Here is a 20034-nt window from a genome sequence, read left to right as displayed (position 1 = left end):
TGTGTATGTCTCTGAGGATAGAACCAAAGGAAATGGCGGAGGTTCTCATTAAGATAAGAAAAATGTCCTTTGCTCAGGAAATGTCGATAAAACTTGGTAAAAGCCTGATTATGTCAGGTGATTTATTCCCGTCAGATATATCTCCGGTTCTTGCACCGAACAAATACGGACAAATGGCTATATTTCCTATGGCATGGGGATTCACACATAAGGCTTCATCTAAGCCACTTGTCAACTGTCGAGTGGAGACTGCTGATACAAAGGTACTGTGGAAAGATTCATGGTACAGGAGAAGGTGTGTTATCCCTGCATCATGGTATTATGAATGGGGATACCCAGTATATGAGGACGATAGCCGCAGCATGAAAGAGCATCGCAATACCAAGAAGGCCAAATTCGCCATACAGACCGAAGGTTCAGATAGAACATATATCGCAGGACTATACCGATATGAGGAACATAGCGGCATGCAGGTGCCTATGTTCTAATACTTACGCGAGAAGCTGCAGGCAGTGTAAAGGATATCCATGACCGTATGCCCCTTATACTAGATAAAGGGGACGTAAAGGACTGGATACGTCCCGATGGAGACCCTTTCAGCATTGCTGAGAGAGCACTGACAAATATGGTCATCGAAACAGCCGTTGAGTATCACAGATCTCCGATGGAGTTCATAACAGCATAGGAATAATAAGGCCGCCTCCCATATGGGAGGCTTTTTTTAGGTTATCATTCAAAACAAATGAATGCTTATTTATTAGATTCAAATATCACAATGAACATATTATATATATTCACTTTATGTTCATTGATTGTATGCACAATAAATGCTATAATGTAATTATAACTGATTAGTTGCAGTTGTGATATGCGACTCACTTCAGACAAAGTCACGTATATTTGCGACTGCAAGTGGATACGGCAAATTCAAAGGAATATGGGAATTCCCCAGTGGAAAGATAGAACCGGGCAAAACTCCGCAGCAAGCATTAGTTCGTGAACTCAAAGAAGAACTCGCCACGATAGAATATGATTATCATGAGTTTCATCTGTCGATGGACTGCTTCTGGTGCGAGGTAATCGAGGAAGATTTGATCTTACTTTAAGCACAGGATGCATGGTGGCTTACGAAAGGTGAGCTTGATAGTGTGGAGTGGCTGCCTGCGGATATGGGATTGGTGGAGATAATTAATGAACAGATGTGTTAGTTTGATAATAAGCTTGCTTTTTAAGAAAAGGAGAATCGTTATGGACAGCAACCTGCATAGTGTTCAAAAATTGAGAGCTGATATACAAGCTTCAAAATCATTTCGTTTTTTAATGACTAAAGAACAAAGAAAAGAAGCGGAAAGGATAGAGAATCAATTAAACCATTCAATTGAAGTAATCGAAAAATATTATAAGTATTTTTCTGGTTCAGGTTGGTGCTTGTATGATTCTATGAATATAGAAGTAGCTGAAAAAGCTGTTATAGCGTATGAAACTAAAAGCAAGGATGAAGGAGAAAAAGTTTTATTATCATTTTATATAAGCGATGTTAAAGAAGAAATTCATCGGATAAAGAATAAAGCTAAGCCATTTATGGATAGATTCGATTTAATTCAAAAAGCATTTGACGATCACATTAATGCACGTTATTACGCAAGCGTTCCGCTATTTTTAATAATAATTGATGGAGCAGTTAACGATTATACACGTAGCAAAGGTTTCTTTGCTGATGGAACAGATGTTTCGGCGTGGGATTGTTTAGTTGGATGTGATGATTCACTTCAAAAAATCAAAAAAATATTCACACAAAAAAGAACCAAAACAAATGCAGAAGAAATCAGAATGCCATACAGAAATGGAATACTCCATGGAAGAGATCTTAATTATGGAAACGAATATGTTTCTTGTAAGTGTGTCGCATTATTATTTAGCCTGGCTGATTGGATGCAACTAAAATCCAATGAATCTAATAGAAAAGAGAAGTTTGAAAAAGAGAATAATCCTCCTCCGCTCTCAGTATCTCTGTCTAAAATCAAACAAAACCGGGAGGACAGAAAAATAGTTTCTGAATGGAAACCGCGTAAAATGATCATTGGGCAAGATATTCCGCGATGTCCTAAATTGGAAGACTGCGAACAATACCCTTACGTCGTACCAATAATAAAAACATTTGAAGCTTGGCAAAAAAGAAACTACGGTGAATTATCCAAACATTTGAAGAAACTATTTTCAAATGAAGGTACAGACAGCAAAAGAGCAGGCGAATGCAAAAGGCTTTTTTCTTCAAAACAACTAATTGATTTTGAAATACAAGAGATTGAAGAGCGTGGATGTTGCTTAACACGCATATTAACTAAAGCAACATGGAAAAAAGAGGATGAAACCATAACGGAACCATTAGAATTTGGAGTCGAATATGTAAATCAAAATGACGAAATTGCTCCACCTTGGAGAAATAATGGTGAATGGCAGATAATACCTTGGAAAGTACAAGGATTAAATAAGTAATCATTTATAATGTTAGCTTTATTAAGTATACCCACGGTTTACTTGCTTTTTCCGAAAAGCTGTGCTATAATACAGGTATAGTCAGAAAATCAATGGTCAAGAATGACCTCTGTATCAAAAATAATTACGAAAGGAGTTACCCGAAATGAAACAGTTTACTATGGTTTATCTGTACAGCGAACACTATGAGGAAAGTTTCTATCATGAGAGTGAAGAAGCTCTTATTGTGCTGCGTACAGAACATAGTGGATAGTCATTTCGGAGAGCACTTTCTTTGTGTTGTGATCCATACAAATGATAAACACCGTCTGTATGCAAGCAGGCGGTGTTTTGGTTTTCATAATACAAGGAAAGGAGTTGCTCACGATGCCAATTATCGATGTAAAGGCAACAGGTAATAATATCAAAAATATCATAAAATCCAAAGGTTTCAAAATATCCGATGTTCAGGCAAGATGCGGTTTCAATACACCGCAGGCTATACAGTCGGAGCTTTTTTTATGACTTCATGTATTTTTTTGTGATATGCGAAGCTGTATTGCTGCACAGGCTATAGATGAAAGAACGCCTATTATAGCTCCTGCGGAGACATCGCTCAGGTAATGCGCTCCGAGTAACATTCTTGTGAACATTATGATGATACAGAAAATAAAGCCTGCAACGAAAAGCTGCATCTGCTTATTTTTCAGCTTAGGAAACAGCCATGCAAGAGAGGGAAATATGCACGTTGACAGGCTGCTGAATATACTGTGGCCGCTGGGAAAGGAGCGGAATTCGTCGGCATTGATACCGTATGCAGCAACGTATTTCTCAGCGCCTGTAAACGGTTTGTACCACGGAACAAATGTTATCCCCTCATATCCGAGGACTGCGGTGCGGTATCGCGGACGGTCAAAAAAGTTTTTCATCACCTGCATGGATATAAATGCGAAAAGCAGCACAATGAAAAGTCCGAATATTCTTTGTGTAAGCAGCTTGTCATCTGATTTTTTTGCGTAAAAATATCCTATAAAAAACAGGGGATATTCAAGTATTGCACTGATTATTATTATCACGGGAAGATTTCCGATGAATGACGGAAATATTTCTCCTAAGTTGTTTCTTGATGCAAGGGTTTTTCCGCCGTTGAATCCTAAGAATAACGCTGTAAGAATAAAAAAGGTGCATATAACCATTTTGAACTGCTTGCTTTTTGACGAATGAAGGGTCCGTTCGTAAAGGGCTCCGTAAAACAGTACCTGTACCGCATATATAGGGTAGACCCCTGTTGACGTTATGACCTTAATAAAAGTATTATCTGGAGAGAAAAGCGTTTCCGCCGCAGCCCTGTCGCAGAATGTTCCCGTCAGGAACAATAAGATAAGTAAAAGCAGAGCAGCTATGAGCAGCTTTATCATCTTCCTGTATTTATTTGTATCGTTGATCGCTTTTTGTGTCATTATCGGTACTGATTTCCTTTCCTGTTGCTGCTTCACAAAGCAGCTGAATGATATAGCTCCTTAATTTTAGCATACAGCTATGTATTAGTCAAGTCAGCGTTTCGTAAGTATTTACCCTGTTACAAAGATATTTTTGTGACAAATTATATATTTTCGCGTTGACTATGTTTAAAAAATGTGCTATATTATAAGTACTATGATAAAGAGAGGGGGTTTCTTATGAAACCAAACAAGTTTTTTGCGGCAGTTACAGCTATAATGCTTGCCGCAGCAAATTCAGCAATTCTTACACCAACATTTTGTGCAACGGCAGAAGAGGGAACGTCTGTTGACATGTTTTGGGGCTCAGGAGAATGCACTGTGACCATATCCGTTGTGGATATCGACACAGGCAAAAACATTGAGGGAGTTGAGCTCTGGTTTGAGCAAAATCCCCATGGTACAGGGTTGGGATCCGGGCCGTGGAATACATCTGACGAACCTGTTAAGACCTTTGAAGGCCTTGATGAAAACTACCTGTACGCTATCCATTTCAGTGATACTCCGGAAGAATACGATCTCCCTTCTGAAATGGATTTCAGGTTTGATAATGAGGGAGAGAACAAGGAAATAGTCATCAGAGGCGTTCCGAAAAATGCCAAAAGGGGCGTACGCTTTTTCGCAGATAACTGGACAAACGCCGTTCCTTCGGAAGATGGCAGATATATGGCGGGGACAAAGGAGTATAATGATTTCCTGTATGCATATGTATATGATGAGGACGGTAAACGCTTTACATCTAAGTCACTGGGCTGGGGCGTATATGATATGTATCTTCCTGACGGCAAGTACAAGATAAAAGTAGTTCCAAGTGACAGCGATTATGAGGTGATAACCGAGGATTTAGATATCGCAAAGACCGCTATGGATATGGAGTTCATAAAAGATTATCTGGAATTTCCCGATAAGGACGGTTTTATGGATATCGAGGTAGTAGGCGGAAAGCTTACGAAGGAAATCACATATTATATACGTATGAAGCCTGAGGTGGTTGAATATACCAAGGACGGCTGTAAGGTAAATGTATCTATAGTTGATATGTATACAAACAAGCCTGTAGAGGGCGTAAAGGTAAAGTTCATAACCGATATCTTCACCGCGAAGGGCAAAAAAATTGACGAGTGGGATACAACAGATGAGCCCGTAAAACATATTAAGGACTTAGCTGCTCTCCGGTGGTATTCAGTTGAAATAGTGGATATGCCTGAGGGATATCATATTGATAAGAGTACTTCATTCAATTTTTCAAAGCTTGGCGATACAAAAGATATTGTGATAAGGGCAGTTCCGATCGAAGAGGATAAGAAGCCAAATATAGACATAACCGTTTATGACTGGACAGATCTTGTTGTGGATCCCGCAGACGGAACCTATGAGGGCTACAGGGTAATGGATCAGAGCGAGTATACTCTGCAAGTATATACCGATGAGTACGGAAGCTTTGATGCTACAGCAAGAGATATCCACTTACCTGACGGAAAATATAGTTACCAGGTATTTTTCGACAAAAATGATTATATGCAAGTTGATGAACAGGGATATAAGGCAAGAGCGGTACGCAAGATATTCGGAAAGGATTTCGTTATCCCTAAAGAAGATGAAGCTTTATCACTTGAGATAAAGGACGGCGTTACTGTAGGTCAGCCTTGTCTGTTCGTTGAAAGCTGGAACAAGTCAAAAACTAACTGTACACTTGATCTTAAAGTGATTGACGGTGTAACAGGAAAGCCTTTTAATGGTGCAGAGTATAGAGTAGTTCGTCTTACAGAGGAGAATGAGGAAAAGGCTGATGAGCTTGGCATTGAGGCTACCAACGGCGGTTTGATACCTGCGGAAGGATATGGAGTAGTGCCCGAGAGCGGAACAGTTACCGTTAATGGGCTTGAACCGTATGTAAAGTATGCTGTTATCGCCAATTCAGAAAATATGTCTATTATCAATCCTGCACCCAGATTTATAACATTTGACAAGGACGGCGATAAAAAGGAAGTTACCTTGAAGCTTTACCATGTTAGTGAAACAGAGGGCTGTTCTGCGAAGATATCTGTGCTTGACGCAGAAACAGGCAAGTCCCCGTATACAAAATTCAAGGTAATGCGTATTCCTGAGGAGTATGCAGCAAAAGCAGAGGAACTCCATATATCCGATATAGAAAAGATAGGAGTAAAGTGTATAGAGGGTGATACCACTGCCGAAGCAGGTACTATTGAGGTAAATCTTGAACCGAATGCAACATATGCAGTTATACTTACTGATTTTGAAGAGAAATACACCGGTGCAACTCCGGTTATCGTGCGCTTTGATGGTACAGCTTTACAGAAAAAGGAAGTAAATATTACGCTCACACCTTTCTACTATATGAAGGGCGATGCTAACTGCGACGGTCAGGTTGATATGTCAGACGTTGTACTAATAATGCAATCTATCGCTAACCCGAACAAATATGGCTTAGGTGGAATATCTCCAAGTGCTATAACGGAAAGAGGTAAGGAACTTGCTGATGTTGATACCTCAATAAAGGGTATTACCGGAAATGATGCTTTAAAAATACAAAAGTATCTTCTCAACCTTATAAGCAGTCTTAATCCAATCGAATAATTTTTATTACAATGGCTCCTCCTTTCGGAGGAGCTTCATTCTTATGTATTTACATTTTATCGGTATTATGCTATAATTGGTGATAAGAGAAATGATAAAGGAGCTACATATGGCAAATCAAGAGATTATTGACAGAGCCACCTATAAGAAGATCAAGAAGATGAACCGAGAGGAGCTTACAAAGTTCATTCTTCGATATGGTGATCAGCTTCTCGGAGATCAGGGCAAGACCATTGATCTCCCGGCTCTTGAAGCGGAACTGAGCAAAATCAAAGGTATCGGTGGTAAGCGTCTGGAAGAGATAATGACAGTTATAGAGAAATCCTTACAAGAATAAATATTTCAAAAACTTATGGGACGGCTTCACGCCGTCCCTTTATAATCATTAACCTTGTTATATTCCCACCTGCATTGAATATGTAAGCACTCTCTTATGCCCCATTGATTTTACGTCATTTCGCCAAAATTCCCATTGTTGTTCCGGACACATCATATTCAAAATGCAGCATAACCGACAAAAACAAAAATCATGGCTCATGCTCCAACAAAAGATATAGTTATTCTCAACTTTATTTTTCCTACACTTCTCCTGCGGTTGGACAAATAATTCTGCAAAGGGATCACACTGCAATTCCGCGCAAGCCCGAAAAAGCAGGCCCAAACCTGTACTAAACTCAAAAAAGCGCGTTTTCAATACATCACTGTACATATCAAAGCTGATGTTTACTATTCTTTCCTTTACTTCCCAGACATATGGTTTGATTTTCATTTCCAGTTCCGGGATATAAATAATGTCGCCTCTTGTCTCGGAATGCAGCTCAATAAAGCTTGAAAATTCACCATTTAGGATTCTATCAAGTATATCTTCTTTTGTCAGTATCTTTGCTTTGTCTACACTGATCAGCTGTAATATATGAACACTAAAAAGTTTTTATAAACCGAGAAGTCCCATCTGTACAGCAAGTGCATCTGCGTTGGTAACGCCGTTGTCATCGTGATCGGCATTTTTTCTTCCCTGCGGAGTCAGTTTGTATTTATTAGGATAGGATAGAGACTGCATTATTAATACCACATCGGACATATCCACGTTTCCGTCGATATTGGAATCACCTGTTACGGTTTTGAACAGGTCAAGGGAGCTCATGTAGCTGATTATTTCATTTTCTTCCTCATTGATTTTTTCTTCTGTCTGCGGATCATTCATGTTTTTTATTTCTTCATTTATTATTGCAATAGGATCAAGGGACGGATTTTCTGCATAATACTTGTCGAGCATATCGAGTATATCATCATAATCCGAAGCTCCTACAGCCTTTGCAATGTAAAGCTCTATACACTCAAGTTCTCCAATATCACAGCTGACACCGTTATTGTTAAAGTCGTAATCGTTATTGAAAGCGTCACGTACTTCCTGAGGTGCATCTATTTTCGCATAGATAAAGTATGAAGGAGCTTCAGGCGCCGGTATCTCAGTAAAAAGATCCTTGAAAAATGCATAATCCTGAATGTCGGTCTTTCCGTCCTTGTTTATGTCAGGCTCAGGGATCTCACCTTTCTTGACAGCATCATAATACTCAGGGAACATCTTTTCTATGTCATATTTTGCGAACCGCGGATCAAGAGGCTTGTCTTCGGGGCTTCTGACAGCGTTTACGCCGTATGTTTCGTAAATATTCTTGTATTTATAGAGATATCCCCATATATCCCAGCTGATGAAATGGTTTTCCTCGCTGTTATAATAACTGCTGTCAAAGATCTCAGGGCTGAAATTCGTATAGTTGGTTATATAATATATAAACAGCGTCTGCTCAATATCAGCGAAGCAATGGAGCGAATACTGAGAAGCGGTATCATAGAATTTTGTTGCCTTTTCCCATTCACTCTCTGAAAGCGGATGATTGGTAGTATAGTCGGTTTTCTCATCATAATTTGGCATTTCCTTCAGGAAAGAAATATATTCTTCATAGTCCTCAAGGAAGCCGTCATATGTTCTCTTTCTTTCATGTATCTGACCCGGTTCCAGACTGTGATATTCATCATTTTCGTCCCAGTAACCATAACAGGTCTCATAATAATCATCATAGAATTTGTCCCGGAAGTTATACAACATCATGATGTCATCAAAACCGATCTCACCGTCTGAATCGATATCAGCATCAACTAAGCCATTATCCATAAGCTCAGCCATTACATTATATGATGCATTGGTATAGCACATAGCTGATTTGAGATAATATTCTATAAAATAATGTATAGGCGACATTAACTTGTCTGCGGAATCGCTGCCGTGGTATTTCAGTCTTTCAAACTTACCGTCCGACTCTTCGTAGAACATTGTATCGTAGAAATCAATTATATCGAAATCGCCGTCATCATGCCTGATATATTCAAGCGGAACAGGTTCATTATATGTATCAGGACAGTTGTCAATATAGTAATTAGGGTCAAAGTATTCAAGCTTTACCGGCTGAGTACGTACATAGTATTCCGTAATATCACAGATATTCGCATTCAAGCCTGTAGCCTGCTTGAATTCATTTATCTTTTCTTCGCAGGCGTTTATATTATTGACGATATATTCAGGAAGTTCGTCAGAACAATTGCGTTCAACTGCATAGGCGTCAAAGATGTCAAATTTACCGTCATCGTTTATGTCAATATCAAGATCATAATCTTCAATGCAGGTTATCAAGTTCTGGATATAATCAGGATACTTGTCTGTACGTGTATACTTTAACGGCTCTTCAGATGCAGCATTTGCAGCTGATACATTCGGAAGCATGAGCAAGGCGGTTGAAAGTGCGGCAAATCGTTTCATAATAATTCTCCCTTCGTTTAATGGTTGTTCATTATCATATGTTGTAACAGTTTCTGTAGTTTCCACAGGAACAAATTCTGTCTGTACGGCTGCTGACGAAATAATACTGTCAACGGCATTGGAAGACGCAGATGCTTTATCAGATGATTTGGTAGTTTTTGATGAGGATACATCTGCTGAAGAAACAGCTGTTGACCCTGCTTTCGTTACGGAAGCTGCTGCGGATGAATGGCTTGCTGTCGTTGATAAGACAGCAGCTGCCTTTTCGGCAGTCGGAGAAGTAACAGGTTCTGTAATATCTTCGATGATGTTACTGTTATCAGGGGACATGTTAATGAATTTGGCTGAATCCTTGAGATGCCAGATACAGAATGCGGCTGCGGCTGATGCTGCAATACCTGAAACAGCGACTGATACTTTTCGGATACGGCGTGTATGTTCAGCTTTTTCAGCGATAATAGCATCGCCTCTTTCCTTGACGATAGCGGCCATTTCCTTATAGTCCATCATATTCAGCATCCTCCTTTTCGAGTTCTCTTTTCAGAGCATTTTTCGCTCTGTAAAGCAGATCACGTATCTGCTTGCTGCTTTTTTTCATTATCTTGCCTGCTTCGGCATTATCGAAATTCTCGAAGTAGATAAGACAAAGAATCTGGCTGTATTCGGGTTTCAGCTTGCTCACAGCAAGTCTCAGCATTGAACACTTCTCCTGCTGCAAGTAATTCTGTTCGATATTTTCCCCGGTCGGGACGGAATAAGCGCCATCGAGAGATATTTCCGTTATCCTTGAGCGTTTCCGCTGGATGTCAAAGGCTTTGTTCCTTCCTATAGTATATAACCATGTCTTGAATGCGGAATTTCCGTTGAAAACAGGTTTATCTACATAAAGCTTTATGAACACATCGATCGCGGCTTCCTCGGACAGCTCCATATCTCCGATAATACTGTAGATGTAATATATAAGACCATCTTTATAGTCTTTTATGACTTCCTCAATTGCGTCCCTGTCACCTGAGAGAAAACGGCTGTAGCTACCTGAACCGTTACTCATTGTTATTCTCCTTTCGACAGGAAATATTTCCTTTGATAATTAGACGTACGGAACATCATGAATGTCGCACCCTTTAAAAAATTTTTTTGAGAAGCGATATCTATATTATCAGAATGATATTATTGCGTCTGTTTTCATCTGGTTTTCCTTTCTTTTGATTGTACATATTATATCATATCAGTTTCTGTGATTCAATGCTAATTGATGAATTGCTTGCGATACTTCTACTATTATTGAAAGCTGCAAAAAATGATGACCGCCCTATGTGCGGCCATTCTTTTTTTAGAGCATAAAAAAGCTCTCACAGCCGAAACTGTGAGAGCCTTATTGTTTTATTCAGATAAACACATTAACGTGAATATCACGCCAGCTTAGTATCCTACGCTTAGTGGACTTCGCGTAAAGGTATTCTTTAGCATCGTCCAGATTCAGCGTAAAATAGCCAATCTGAGTATATTTCCGAATTACTTCTTTTCGCTTATTGCAGCCTGAGCTGCAATTGATGAAAAATATAATGCATATCAAAAAGTGCGAGTTGATATTTCCTACACTTTTCCTACACTTACAAAAAAATTTATGCAAAAGATTTTGTTGTCACTCAGATAAAAACTTTCGAAAAATCGAAGAAAAACAGGAATAATATAAAGTGATCTAAACCGTAGAATATCTGTACTGATAGGATTGTGGTTTCGAAGATTGTAGAGCATACAAAATCAACGTTATAACATGATGGCCGCCAATGGCGGCCATTCTTTTTTAATAGTGTACAAAAAAGTCCCCACAGCCGGAACTGTGAGAGCCTTGTTGTTTTATAGATAAACCCATTAACGTGAATATCTTTTCGGATAGATCTCCTACGTTCAGATGTTTGAGAAATACGGGAATAAAATTAGCGGCATTTGCAGTTGACTGCTTCCTTGACAAATATGCAAAGTCATGTTATACTAACAGTAAGTTTTTTAACATGAAAGGATGATTATTATGTCTCTGGAATCACAGGTAGGACCGAACGAGCACATTCTCTGGTCTGGAACAAAAAACAAAAAAGTTTCTGTTATGGAAGCAATTTTTAATCCGCTGCTGCCGTTTGCATTGATTTGGGGATTAATTGATTTGGGATTTATCTTCATGGCGACAGGTGCTTCACATTCTCATTCATCAGCCAGTGCAGAAAAAAGCTTCTTGGGATTCCTTATTCCATTTTTTCTGCTTCATCTGATGCCTGTCTGGCTGTATCTTGGAGGTGTGCTGACTTCTGCTGCGAGAGCGAAAAATACATACTACTGCGTTACCGATCAGGCAGTTTATATTCAGCACGGTATTTTCAATACCACCACCGAGCGCATTACCTATCAGCAAGTTATCTCAGTTGGTACACACCAATCTTTTTTTGACAAACGCTTATTAACGGGCGATGTTGTTCTGAAACTTGACGAGATCGTATATGCCGGCAAGCAGCGTACACCGCATCAGCGCGATATCAAGATCGAAAATATTTCGGATTACGAAAATCTTTATCAGACAATCATGCAGTATCAGCCGTCTTTTGCTACTGGCATGCCCGGAAATGCCCCGAGGGATATGCGTTCGTATATGCAGCAGTATAATAATTCGCCTTATGATAATTCACCTTATGACAATGAGAACAATGACAGGCGATGGTGATTTGAAAGATCCGATCACATCCCGTAATATGTTAATTATAGATCAAAAGCGCCCTTTTGCAGAGGGCGCCTTTTTAATGAGAATGTCTGACGTCGTGGCCTTTTTTTGCCGTCCAGATACCGAGAGCATTTGCTACAGCCCCTTGGATACAGTTGCTGCTGAAGGCAGCACCTACGGAGGTATATATCCATTCATCATTTGTGACAAATATAGGGCTGATTATCTGTTAATAATAGCCCTTATATAGTTTAGAGTTACAGAATAAGAAAAAGGTTAATTACCGAATTAAGTACAAAAAACGCCCTCCATTTGTTTTTTATGGAGAGCGTTTGATTTTAAATCTGACTTGGAATATTATGTTTTTATACAAGCTGAGCTGTAATTGTTCAGGATCACATGTAAGTCTATCTATTACTTTAAGCCATTTTTTGAATAAACTGTTTTTGTAATGTTTTCATCAATAAAGTCAAAGAGAATTACACCAGTATAACAGCTTTCTTTTTTGGAAATGCAGTCCACTACACGAGGATTCAGATAATCAGCAAATGATTTGGGAGATTGGCCGTTTCCCGCAGCTCCTGCCCAACCAGTAACCGCACTTACATAATTGATCTTTAATTTGTTCTGATCAAATGGAATATCTAAATTCTTCTGTATAAGTGAAAGTTTAAAATTCTCGACACCATGTGGTTCAAATTCGTTAAACTGCTTCCTCAAATCACCTTCAAGTGGATTGTATACATCTTGTATCAGCATATCAGGAATATTGTTTTCTCCGTATTTAAAGCCATATCCATGACTGAAGAAGTAATTACCAGTAAGACCATCGAGAACAACTACCTTTCCTCTTACTTCCTTTAATTTAGGCCACTCTGTTTTGCCGTTTCTCCTCCAGAACAGATCACCATACTCTGAAGTTAAAAAACTAAGGTTATAGTCCATGATAGATACATTATCCTCATTTTCAAGCCGTGTTCTCATAAGAATCGTTTCTTTGGGATTTTCTTTAAGGAATGATCTTATCCATTCCATTGCCTTCCACAGAGAATCCTTACAGTCTATAATGCCATGACGTCCATCAAGATTCTGATTGAACCTTATGTCTAAAAATCTGCAACCGATGTTCAGCTGCTCCATAATATCGATACCCTGTGTTTTGGCAGTGCTTTCAACTACTGCATGAGGAACACAGTACGCAAAAGAATCATGTGTTCCGGGAATATCCAACTTATTCAGAGGAGTTTCATCATCTATCCATCCCATCCATCTTGATGGCGTTACAGGCCCATTCAGATTATACTCTGCTGGTTTATATTCAGGTGCTGGTTCCTGCTTTTTTTCTTCTACTGTTACAACCATCACACCATCATGCAGCCAAGCAACTTTTTGAGGGGTTGAAGGAATGCCGTTAAACTTCAAACGTGTAACATTAAAATTTCGTTCGTTGGCATCAAACAGAGAAATGTGCACTTCTTTTTCCGGAGAATTACCAAGACAGTATATGACTGTACCGCGGTCATCACCTTTTGCATGAAAGATACATTCATCCCATTCAACGTAAATAGTTGCACTTGAGTTTGCTTCAATAGTTTCAGGAAAACTCCATGCATCCATCTGATATGCTTTACAATAACGTCTTATCATTTTTGAATCTGTTTTGTTTTCAATTTTAATTTTACCGCCCTGTCCCATAATTTGGACCTCCTTTTTAATCATTTAGAATAAATATTGTTTGTTTTCGCGCTGAATCATTTTATCCATTGGTTTAGTATTCTGACCGCATACTTAACACAAGAGACGCAAGATGTTATTACATCAGCTGCAAATATGACACCTGGATGATAAGTTGTTTCCCTTGGTGTGATTACATGATATCATATTTCTTCAGCTAAATGTGCAGAATTACAGATTTGTAATTAAATTACAATTTTGTAATCGGTGAATTTTGCGCTGTTATAGCTTATCACTTTGTCTGACTTGGACAGCTTCGCATAGGAGCGTAGCCCATATATGAACTTATTGTAGATTTAAAGCAATGTATCATGTCCGACAAAGATAGGGCTGATAATTCGGTAATAATAGCTCTTGTATAGTTTATAGAATAATGGTAACATATCACCAACTAAAAAGAAAAGAGTGTGATATGATGCAAAAAATTATAGATCAGGATAAAACAGGACAGTATATACGATACCTGTGTGATCATGCAGGAATAAAGGTGACAGAGCTACAGGAAATACTTATGCTTGACAGCTATCAGTCAATATATCATTGGTTCTGGGGAAAATCACTTCCGACTGTCGATAATCTGTATGTACTTGCTTGTACTTTGCACCTGCCTGTAGAAGGTCTCCTTATATTACAAGACGACAGTACTGCTGAAAATCATATTGCTGATATTATTAAATGGGTAGCAGGAAAAGCGAAAAATTCTGAAATGCTGAGAGATGTATATATATCATGCCTGGACATTATAATATAGTAAAAAAGCTCTGTAAACGGCGTATTTATAAGATATGCCGTTTTTTATTTCTAAACCACAGATTTAGTGACAAACATATATATATATGGTATAATAGTTGATAACAGAAGGCTGGTGAGATACAATGATATATATAACCGGAGATATACATGGCTCCCTTGATCCGATATTTGAGCTCTATGAGAAATATGAGCCTGAAGAGGGAGATATAATAGTTATTCTCGGGGATGTAGGCATAAATTATACAGGAAGGCTGAGAGACACCTTTATAAAAGAAGAAATGAATAATATGGGCGCTGTTTTCTTCTGCATTCACGGCAACCATGAGAACCGTCCACAGAATATAGCTTCATATAAGGAAATGGAGTGGAACGGCGGACGCGTTCTTTATGAGGAAGCATACCCGAATATACTGTTTCCTGTAGATGGAGATATATTTGAGCTGGAAGGAAAGAAATGCATAGTTATAGGCGGCGCATACAGCGTTGATAAGTTTTATCGCCTGAGAAACGGCTATAATTGGTGGCCGGACGAGCAGCCGTCGCCGACAATAAAGGAATATGTTGAGAAACAGGTAAAGAATAATAAGATAGACGTAGTATTTTCTCATACCTGTCCGTATAAATATATCCCCACAGAATGTTTCCTTTCAGGAATAGATCAGTCAAAAGTAGATAACAGTACGGAACAATGGCTTGATACCATAGAAGAAGCAATAGAATATAAGGCATGGTATCTCGGCCATTGGCATACAGATAAGCATATTGATAAAATGCACTTCCTGTTTCATAGTGTTGAAACGTTATAGGGTGCAAAAGGAGATCAGAACATTGGCAAAAAAAGCAATAAGAGGCGGTATCTGATGCATTATGTCCTCTCAGATATTCACGGCAATAAGGAAGCGTTTGATACTATACTATCCATGATAGACCTGAAACCGGATGATCATTTATATATACTCGGAGATGTTATAGATCGCGGAGATTATGGTATTGAATTGCTGCAGCAGATACGTACAATGGAAAATTGTACATTGCTGCTGGGAAATCATGAGTATATGATGGTAAATGCTCTGCGGCATCCCGAAAACCTGCACTATAAATATATGTGGAGGAATAACAGAAGCCTAATAACTTTTGATAAGTTTTTCAAACTTACAGAAAAGGAGCAGGAAGAGCTGCTTTGCTATCTGGAGACACTTCCTGTACAACTAGAGATAACTGTCAACAGGCGTAAATTCATACTGGTTCACGCCGCACCGCAGGAGCTTTTTGAAACCGAAAATATGAGGCGCTATCACCTGAAAGAATTTATGGTATGGCACCGTTTGACGCCATATTCCCAAATGCCTGCGAGAAAAAATGTCATATTCGGTCATACTCCGACACTGCAGTTTCATAAAACGATGCATATATTTCACGGGAAGCGAATGCTTGATATAGACTGCGGCTGCGGATTCCCTAACTCCGGCGGACAGCTTGGCTGCATACGGCTTGAAGATATGACCGAATACTATTCCAATGACGGCGTTTTTACAAAAGAAGAGGCTGCTGAATGGCAGAAGACACATTGAGAAATGTATCTGCAGAACACTGACCTGTATCAGCTTCAGACCTCTGCCCGATGAAACAGCTCACCAGATCAGCCATAAATTTCAACTGTATAAATGATTGGAGGAATACAAAAATGAAAAAAATGACATCTGCACAGGCTGCAAAAGAACTGAAAAGACTGAATGAATTACATAGCGCCCTGCTTGATAAAGAGCAGAAGACCTCGGTGTTCACAGCTGCTATTCAAGAAGATATAGAAATGGCACGTCCGGAATACTCATATATCGAAATGCAGGCAGAGCTTCAGAATATTGAGAAACAGATTATCAGCCTGAAGCACAGTATCAACCAATTCAATCTGTCCTATGTAATCCCGGGATTTGATGTGACTATTGATCAGATGCTTGTATATATCCCGCAGCTGACAGCAAGAAAGAAGAAACTTGAAAGGATGGCAGCTCGTCTGCCTAAGGAAAGAGTAAACAGCAGTTTATCCCATTCTTCCAACTTCATTGAATATATTCACAGCAACTATGATGTCACTGCTGCAAAAAAAGACCTTGATGAGACCTCAGCACTTCTTGCTGAAGCTCAGATGGCGCTGGATCTGGCAAATACAACAGTGGAATTTGATGTAGAGATATAAATGTTTTCCGAGATCAGGCAGTTTTCAGATAACAGCGGAGTGAGGTTTATTGTAAAACACTCTATTATCTTAGGTTATTAATAAAAATGTTATCTGTTATATGTCAACGTTCACTTTCTGACTGTTGAGAGACACAGCCGATGATACAAATATGCCCTGCCTGATCTGAAAACCTTGTGTTCGGGGCGGTCAGCCGTTTCGTGCACTGAGCAGAGGAGGTTCGGTTTCAGTCTGCTTATATATAAATAAAGCTTATAAAATGACAAAACTCCCTGTGTTTCGGCACGGGGAGCGATTTATAACATTTGTATTATTTTTTGTGAAAAATACTTGCATAAAATATATTTATGTGGTATAATATATAAAACGATATTTTAGGAGTTGATAGAATGCTTATCTCTTTAAAGGTAAATAACTGCTTTATTTATAACACAGAAACAGAGTTTACTATGCGCTCTGATATGAGAAACAAGCATTTTCCAAGCAATGTAGTCTCGATAAACTCAACTAATGTATTGAAATCTGCAATAATTATGGGACCGAATAATGTCGGAAAGACTAACTTTATTAAATGCATTAATGCCATAAGGGGGATTATGCTTAATGAAGGCACGGTAATGACCACCAATATTTTTACAGATAATACAGTCAGCGAGTTTGCAATTACTTTTTGTGATAATGAGTATGAATACTGCTTTGAACTAAAGTATGATTTCCCAAAGAATGACTATATTTATGAGAAGTTTTCAAAGATAACATACGATGTCCATAAGAATAGAAAGGAAACCGTAATACTGCTCAGAGATACTAAAAACAAGGAGTATGTATGCAATACGTTTCATGAAGAAGAGAAGCAGGCTGTAATATCGGCAATGAAGTTTACAGCAAAGAATAATATCCTTATTTACCTTCTTGATACGTCGCAGTTTTCTGTGCTTACTGAAATAAAGGATATCATCACTTCATTTGCAAAGAAGATAGATATTGTTGATATGAATAATATACCGATGAAAAAGACTATTGAAATGCTTAAAATGTCTGACAAAAAGACAAAGAGGATAGTTAATTTCATTCTTAATGCTGATCTTTATCTTGAGAACTACCAATTCCTTAATGATGATGAGTTTAAAAAAAGTATGATGGGAAAGTTTGCTTCTTTTTCAGAATCGAATCCTCAGGAAAAGGTTTTACAAAGCTCAAGTTCATTTATGGATCAATTGCATTTGTTTTCGACATATAAGGGACTAACTGTTCCAAGTATTGTATTTGATTCTACAGGAACTAAAAAGATAGCCTGCCTTGCAAGTTATGTGATAGAAGCACTTGAAAGCGGACATATCCTTGTGGTAGACGAACTTGATAACAGCCTGCATTTTAAGCTCGTAAGAGCTATAATAGCTATGTTTAATAACGAGCTCAATACAAAGGCGCAGCTTATATGCACTGTTCATGATGTTACGTTGCTTGACTGTCAGAAGCTGTTCAGAAAAGAGCAGATATGGTTTGCACATAAGGATATGGATAATGCGTATTTATATTCGTTATCCGAGTTTACTGCTGAAAAGGACGGAGTAAGAGATACAAGCGATCTTATTGAGAAATATAAGCGCGGCGTGTTCGGTGCTCTTCCTGAGCCAGACCTGTTTGAGTCTTTGCTGGAGGTGCAGAATAATGGCTAAGCCTCCGATTAGTTATAGGCATCGTGTTTGTGTTATTTGTGAAGGGCTTGAGGACACTAAATACTTCAACAGGCTTTTGCAACTTAACGTATGGTGTACAGACATTTATGACTTCTATCCGATCAACGCCAAAAGTGCTTCAAATATTTTTGCAAGATATCAGGATGCATACAATAATGATGCCTACGAAGTTATACTTGTATTTTGTGATACGGATAAAGCTCCGTACAGAGAGTATTCTCAGATAAAAAATAAGATCAACGGCTTCCATGCAAAATCAGAAGCAACGGATAAGGTCGTTATATTTGCAAATCCATGTACAATGCAGATCGTTTTATCTCATTTTGGCGATGTTGACCTTAAAAATCAAGGTAAAAAGACAAATGGTAACATTATCGAGGAGCTTACAGGTATTGTAGGTTATGATGCACATGCAGATCAGGTCAAGGAGTTGTGTTCAAAGATATTTAGACGCAGCTATTACGAAATGCGTGAACGTGTAAAAGAAATGGATAATGGTGATGATGTATCAGGCAGCACCAACTTTATTCATTTTATTGGGAAGTTTGAAAATGCGGATATTTCTTGGATCAAGGATATTAATGATTACCTTGGATGAATAATTGATTCGAAATATGATTAATTATTAGTTATCATATAAGGAGATTATTATGCTTATAAATGAAATTGTTGAATTTTGTAATTCAGAATACCGCAATGCAGATACTACTCACTTATGTCATGACTGCAATCATCCTTCAGAATGTTCGGGAAGTTGTAAAATTTGCCTTGAACAAGTTCATTATCCTTCAAAATATCCTAATGGAAAAAAGGATTATGATTGCGAAAATATGATTAATTTCTATGTCTGCGATTACATAAACAAATACGCATCTGAAATGCTATATTTACTCCGCAAAAGTGAGAAATTAAAGGAAATAGAGGAATACCATATTCTTTCAATTGGCTGTGGCGCAGCACCAGACTTAATGGCTTTTGAACAATATGCTCATGAAGCCGATGATATAAAAGATATTCGTTACTTTGGTGTTGACGTTAATCCTCGTTGGCGAATGATACATGATAGAATAATGGCTTATAATAGCATATTTATCAATCATGTAGAGTTTGATTATAAAGATGCAATAAAGTATTTTAACGAAGAATCCATTATTGATACAAATGTTATAGTCCTTCAATATGTTATATCTCACTTTTATAATACAGGACAAATAGGTATTGTACGGCAGTTTTTTTCTGATCTTATCAAGAATGTTGTAGAAACAAGAAAAAAGGATGATCCATTTATCATCATAATAAATGATGTGAATAGCTGTAACAGAGGCAGAAACTTCTTTGAGGATTTGGTTGAGGCTCTTAAAAGCCATAATTATCACGGACGATGTGAATGCTATTATTTTGATTACAGAATTAAAAATGATTTTCAAAAATACGGTGAGAAACATCCAAGTAATGATACATTATTCGATCTATCTGAGTATGATTTAGAAATATATGAACCGTGGAGAGATTGTTCTAGTGCTCAAATGCTTATTGAAATAGAATAG

The 20034-nt window shown here is 38.3% G+C and carries 19 protein-coding genes; 15 read left to right on the top strand and 4 right to left on the bottom strand.

All coding sequences use genetic code 11. The features are described from left to right. Positions 1 to 5 precede the first annotated feature (5 nt). The 5 genes from L870_RS20015 (at position 6) to L870_RS16540 (ending at position 3000) form a co-directional block, all read left to right on the top strand. The gene (locus tag L870_RS20015) at positions 6 to 488 is read left to right on the top strand and encodes an SOS response-associated peptidase family protein (protein ID WP_278244599.1); all 483 of its coding nucleotides are present in this window, start codon (positions 6 to 8) and stop codon (positions 486 to 488) included. 47 nt (positions 489 to 535) lie between these two features. Continuing rightward, positions 536 to 685 carry a hypothetical protein gene (locus L870_RS20010; RefSeq protein ID WP_278244598.1) on the top strand — a complete coding sequence of 50 codons (150 nt, stop codon included), beginning with the start codon at positions 536 to 538 and terminating at the stop codon, positions 683 to 685. 178 nt (positions 686 to 863) lie between these two features. Continuing rightward, positions 864 to 1106 carry an NUDIX domain-containing protein gene (locus L870_RS18915; protein ID WP_341349458.1) on the top strand — a complete coding sequence of 81 codons (243 nt, stop codon included), beginning with the start codon at positions 864 to 866 and terminating at the stop codon, positions 1104 to 1106. Between the two features lie 142 nt (positions 1107 to 1248). Further along, the gene (locus L870_RS0103645) at positions 1249 to 2496 is read left to right on the top strand and encodes a hypothetical protein (RefSeq protein ID WP_028516973.1); all 1248 of its coding nucleotides are present in this window, start codon (positions 1249 to 1251) and stop codon (positions 2494 to 2496) included. Positions 2497 to 2862: 366 nt separating this feature from the next. Further along, on the top strand, positions 2863 to 3000 hold the full coding sequence (locus L870_RS16540; protein WP_242836481.1) for a hypothetical protein: 138 nt from the start codon (positions 2863 to 2865) through the stop codon (positions 2998 to 3000). A 2-nt stretch (positions 3001 to 3002) separates the two neighbouring features. Here L870_RS16540 and L870_RS0103630 read toward each other — a convergent pair whose 3' ends face one another. Further along, positions 3003 to 3935: a phosphatase PAP2 family protein gene (locus L870_RS0103630; protein ID WP_024859461.1), complete on the bottom strand. Its 933-nt coding sequence runs from the start codon at positions 3933 to 3935 to the stop codon at positions 3003 to 3005. A gap of 219 nt (positions 3936 to 4154) precedes the next feature. On the opposite strand from L870_RS0103630, the gene L870_RS19710 reads away from it, so the two are divergent. Together L870_RS19710 and L870_RS0103620 are read left to right on the top strand one after the other, a co-directional pair. Beyond that, positions 4155 to 6572 carry a dockerin type I repeat-containing protein gene (locus tag L870_RS19710; protein WP_028516972.1) on the top strand — a complete coding sequence of 806 codons (2418 nt, stop codon included), beginning with the start codon at positions 4155 to 4157 and terminating at the stop codon, positions 6570 to 6572. Positions 6573 to 6681: 109 nt separating this feature from the next. After that, positions 6682 to 6909 carry a hypothetical protein gene (locus tag L870_RS0103620; RefSeq protein ID WP_028516971.1) on the top strand — a complete coding sequence of 76 codons (228 nt, stop codon included), beginning with the start codon at positions 6682 to 6684 and terminating at the stop codon, positions 6907 to 6909. Positions 6910 to 7503: 594 nt separating this feature from the next. Here L870_RS0103620 and L870_RS19860 read toward each other — a convergent pair. Together L870_RS19860 and L870_RS0103605 are read right to left on the bottom strand one after the other, a co-directional pair. Further along, on the bottom strand, positions 7504 to 9900 hold the full coding sequence (locus tag L870_RS19860; RefSeq protein ID WP_028516969.1) for a hypothetical protein: 2397 nt from the start codon (positions 9898 to 9900) through the stop codon (positions 7504 to 7506). Further along, the gene (locus L870_RS0103605) at positions 9887 to 10441 is read right to left on the bottom strand and encodes an RNA polymerase sigma factor (protein WP_028516968.1); all 555 of its coding nucleotides are present in this window, start codon (positions 10439 to 10441) and stop codon (positions 9887 to 9889) included. Before L870_RS0103605 ends, L870_RS19860 begins: the two co-directional genes overlap by 14 nt. Before the next feature lie 981 nt (positions 10442 to 11422). Between L870_RS0103605 and L870_RS16535 the strand changes: the two genes are divergently transcribed. After that, positions 11423 to 12106 (top strand): PH domain-containing protein, encoded by a 684-nt coding sequence (locus tag L870_RS16535; RefSeq protein WP_051411397.1) that lies wholly within the window; start codon positions 11423 to 11425, stop codon positions 12104 to 12106. A 411-nt stretch (positions 12107 to 12517) separates the two neighbouring features. Here L870_RS16535 and L870_RS0103590 read toward each other — a convergent pair whose 3' ends face one another. Further along, entirely contained in the window at positions 12518 to 13798 is a 1281-nt protein-coding gene (locus L870_RS0103590) for a phosphatidylinositol-specific phospholipase C domain-containing protein (protein WP_028516966.1), read from the bottom strand. Positions 13799 to 14249: 451 nt separating this feature from the next. Between L870_RS0103590 and L870_RS18335 the strand changes: the two genes are divergently transcribed. From L870_RS18335 to L870_RS18330, 7 genes are all read left to right on the top strand, one after another. Further along, the gene (locus L870_RS18335) at positions 14250 to 14588 is read left to right on the top strand and encodes a helix-turn-helix transcriptional regulator (RefSeq protein ID WP_155250137.1); all 339 of its coding nucleotides are present in this window, start codon (positions 14250 to 14252) and stop codon (positions 14586 to 14588) included. Positions 14589 to 14712: 124 nt separating this feature from the next. Next, positions 14713 to 15396 carry a metallophosphoesterase family protein gene (locus L870_RS0103580; RefSeq protein ID WP_028516965.1) on the top strand — a complete coding sequence of 228 codons (684 nt, stop codon included), beginning with the start codon at positions 14713 to 14715 and terminating at the stop codon, positions 15394 to 15396. A 54-nt stretch (positions 15397 to 15450) separates the two neighbouring features. Continuing rightward, complete coding sequence (locus tag L870_RS0103575) at positions 15451 to 16161, top strand: metallophosphoesterase (protein ID WP_028516964.1); 711 nt, start codon at positions 15451 to 15453, stop codon at positions 16159 to 16161. A 113-nt stretch (positions 16162 to 16274) separates the two neighbouring features. Further along, on the top strand, positions 16275 to 16787 hold the full coding sequence (locus tag L870_RS0103570) for a hypothetical protein (RefSeq protein ID WP_028516963.1): 513 nt from the start codon (positions 16275 to 16277) through the stop codon (positions 16785 to 16787). 389 nt (positions 16788 to 17176) lie between these two features. Next, on the top strand, positions 17177 to 18466 hold the full coding sequence (locus L870_RS0103565) for an AAA family ATPase (protein WP_028516962.1): 1290 nt from the start codon (positions 17177 to 17179) through the stop codon (positions 18464 to 18466). After that, positions 18459 to 19085 carry a hypothetical protein gene (locus tag L870_RS0103560; RefSeq protein WP_028516961.1) on the top strand — a complete coding sequence of 209 codons (627 nt, stop codon included), beginning with the start codon at positions 18459 to 18461 and terminating at the stop codon, positions 19083 to 19085. Before L870_RS0103565 ends, L870_RS0103560 begins: the two co-directional genes overlap by 8 nt. 52 nt (positions 19086 to 19137) lie before the next feature. Beyond that, complete coding sequence (locus L870_RS18330) at positions 19138 to 20034, top strand: hypothetical protein (protein ID WP_155250136.1); 897 nt, start codon at positions 19138 to 19140, stop codon at positions 20032 to 20034.

Source organism: Ruminococcus flavefaciens ATCC 19208, assembly GCF_000518765.1.
Taxonomy (GTDB): Bacteria; Bacillota; Clostridia; order Oscillospirales; family Ruminococcaceae; genus Ruminococcus; species Ruminococcus flavefaciens.
Note: the sequence above shows the minus strand (reverse complement) of the source record. Positions and strands in the feature narration are given on the sequence as shown.

What these genes read in the sequence shown, in the direction of transcription:
- L870_RS20015 (WP_278244599.1), top strand. Translation starts at nt 6, where the DNA reads ATGTCTCTGAGGATAGAACCAAAGGAAATGGCGGAGGTTCTCATTAAG.
- L870_RS20010 (WP_278244598.1), top strand. Translation starts at nt 536, where the DNA reads ATGCCCCTTATACTAGATAAAGGGGACGTAAAGGACTGGATACGTCCC.
- L870_RS0103645 (WP_028516973.1), top strand. Translation starts at nt 1,249, where the DNA reads ATGGACAGCAACCTGCATAGTGTTCAAAAATTGAGAGCTGATATACAA.
- L870_RS16540 (WP_242836481.1), top strand. Translation starts at nt 2,863, where the DNA reads ATGCCAATTATCGATGTAAAGGCAACAGGTAATAATATCAAAAATATC.
- L870_RS0103630 (WP_024859461.1), bottom strand. Translation starts at nt 3,935, where the DNA reads ATGACACAAAAAGCGATCAACGATACAAATAAATACAGGAAGATGATA.
- L870_RS19710 (WP_028516972.1), top strand. Translation starts at nt 4,155, where the DNA reads ATGAAACCAAACAAGTTTTTTGCGGCAGTTACAGCTATAATGCTTGCC.
- L870_RS0103620 (WP_028516971.1), top strand. Translation starts at nt 6,682, where the DNA reads ATGGCAAATCAAGAGATTATTGACAGAGCCACCTATAAGAAGATCAAG.
- L870_RS19860 (WP_028516969.1), bottom strand. Translation starts at nt 9,900, where the DNA reads ATGATGGACTATAAGGAAATGGCCGCTATCGTCAAGGAAAGAGGCGAT.
- L870_RS0103605 (WP_028516968.1), bottom strand. Translation starts at nt 10,441, where the DNA reads ATGAGTAACGGTTCAGGTAGCTACAGCCGTTTTCTCTCAGGTGACAGG.
- L870_RS16535 (WP_051411397.1), top strand. Translation starts at nt 11,423, where the DNA reads ATGTCTCTGGAATCACAGGTAGGACCGAACGAGCACATTCTCTGGTCT.
- L870_RS0103590 (WP_028516966.1), bottom strand. Translation starts at nt 13,798, where the DNA reads ATGGGACAGGGCGGTAAAATTAAAATTGAAAACAAAACAGATTCAAAA.
- L870_RS18335 (WP_155250137.1), top strand. Translation starts at nt 14,250, where the DNA reads ATGATGCAAAAAATTATAGATCAGGATAAAACAGGACAGTATATACGA.
- L870_RS0103580 (WP_028516965.1), top strand. Translation starts at nt 14,713, where the DNA reads ATGATATATATAACCGGAGATATACATGGCTCCCTTGATCCGATATTT.
- L870_RS0103575 (WP_028516964.1), top strand. Translation starts at nt 15,451, where the DNA reads ATGCATTATGTCCTCTCAGATATTCACGGCAATAAGGAAGCGTTTGAT.
- L870_RS0103570 (WP_028516963.1), top strand. Translation starts at nt 16,275, where the DNA reads ATGAAAAAAATGACATCTGCACAGGCTGCAAAAGAACTGAAAAGACTG.
- L870_RS0103565 (WP_028516962.1), top strand. Translation starts at nt 17,177, where the DNA reads ATGCTTATCTCTTTAAAGGTAAATAACTGCTTTATTTATAACACAGAA.
- L870_RS0103560 (WP_028516961.1), top strand. Translation starts at nt 18,459, where the DNA reads ATGGCTAAGCCTCCGATTAGTTATAGGCATCGTGTTTGTGTTATTTGT.
- L870_RS18330 (WP_155250136.1), top strand. Translation starts at nt 19,138, where the DNA reads ATGCTTATAAATGAAATTGTTGAATTTTGTAATTCAGAATACCGCAAT.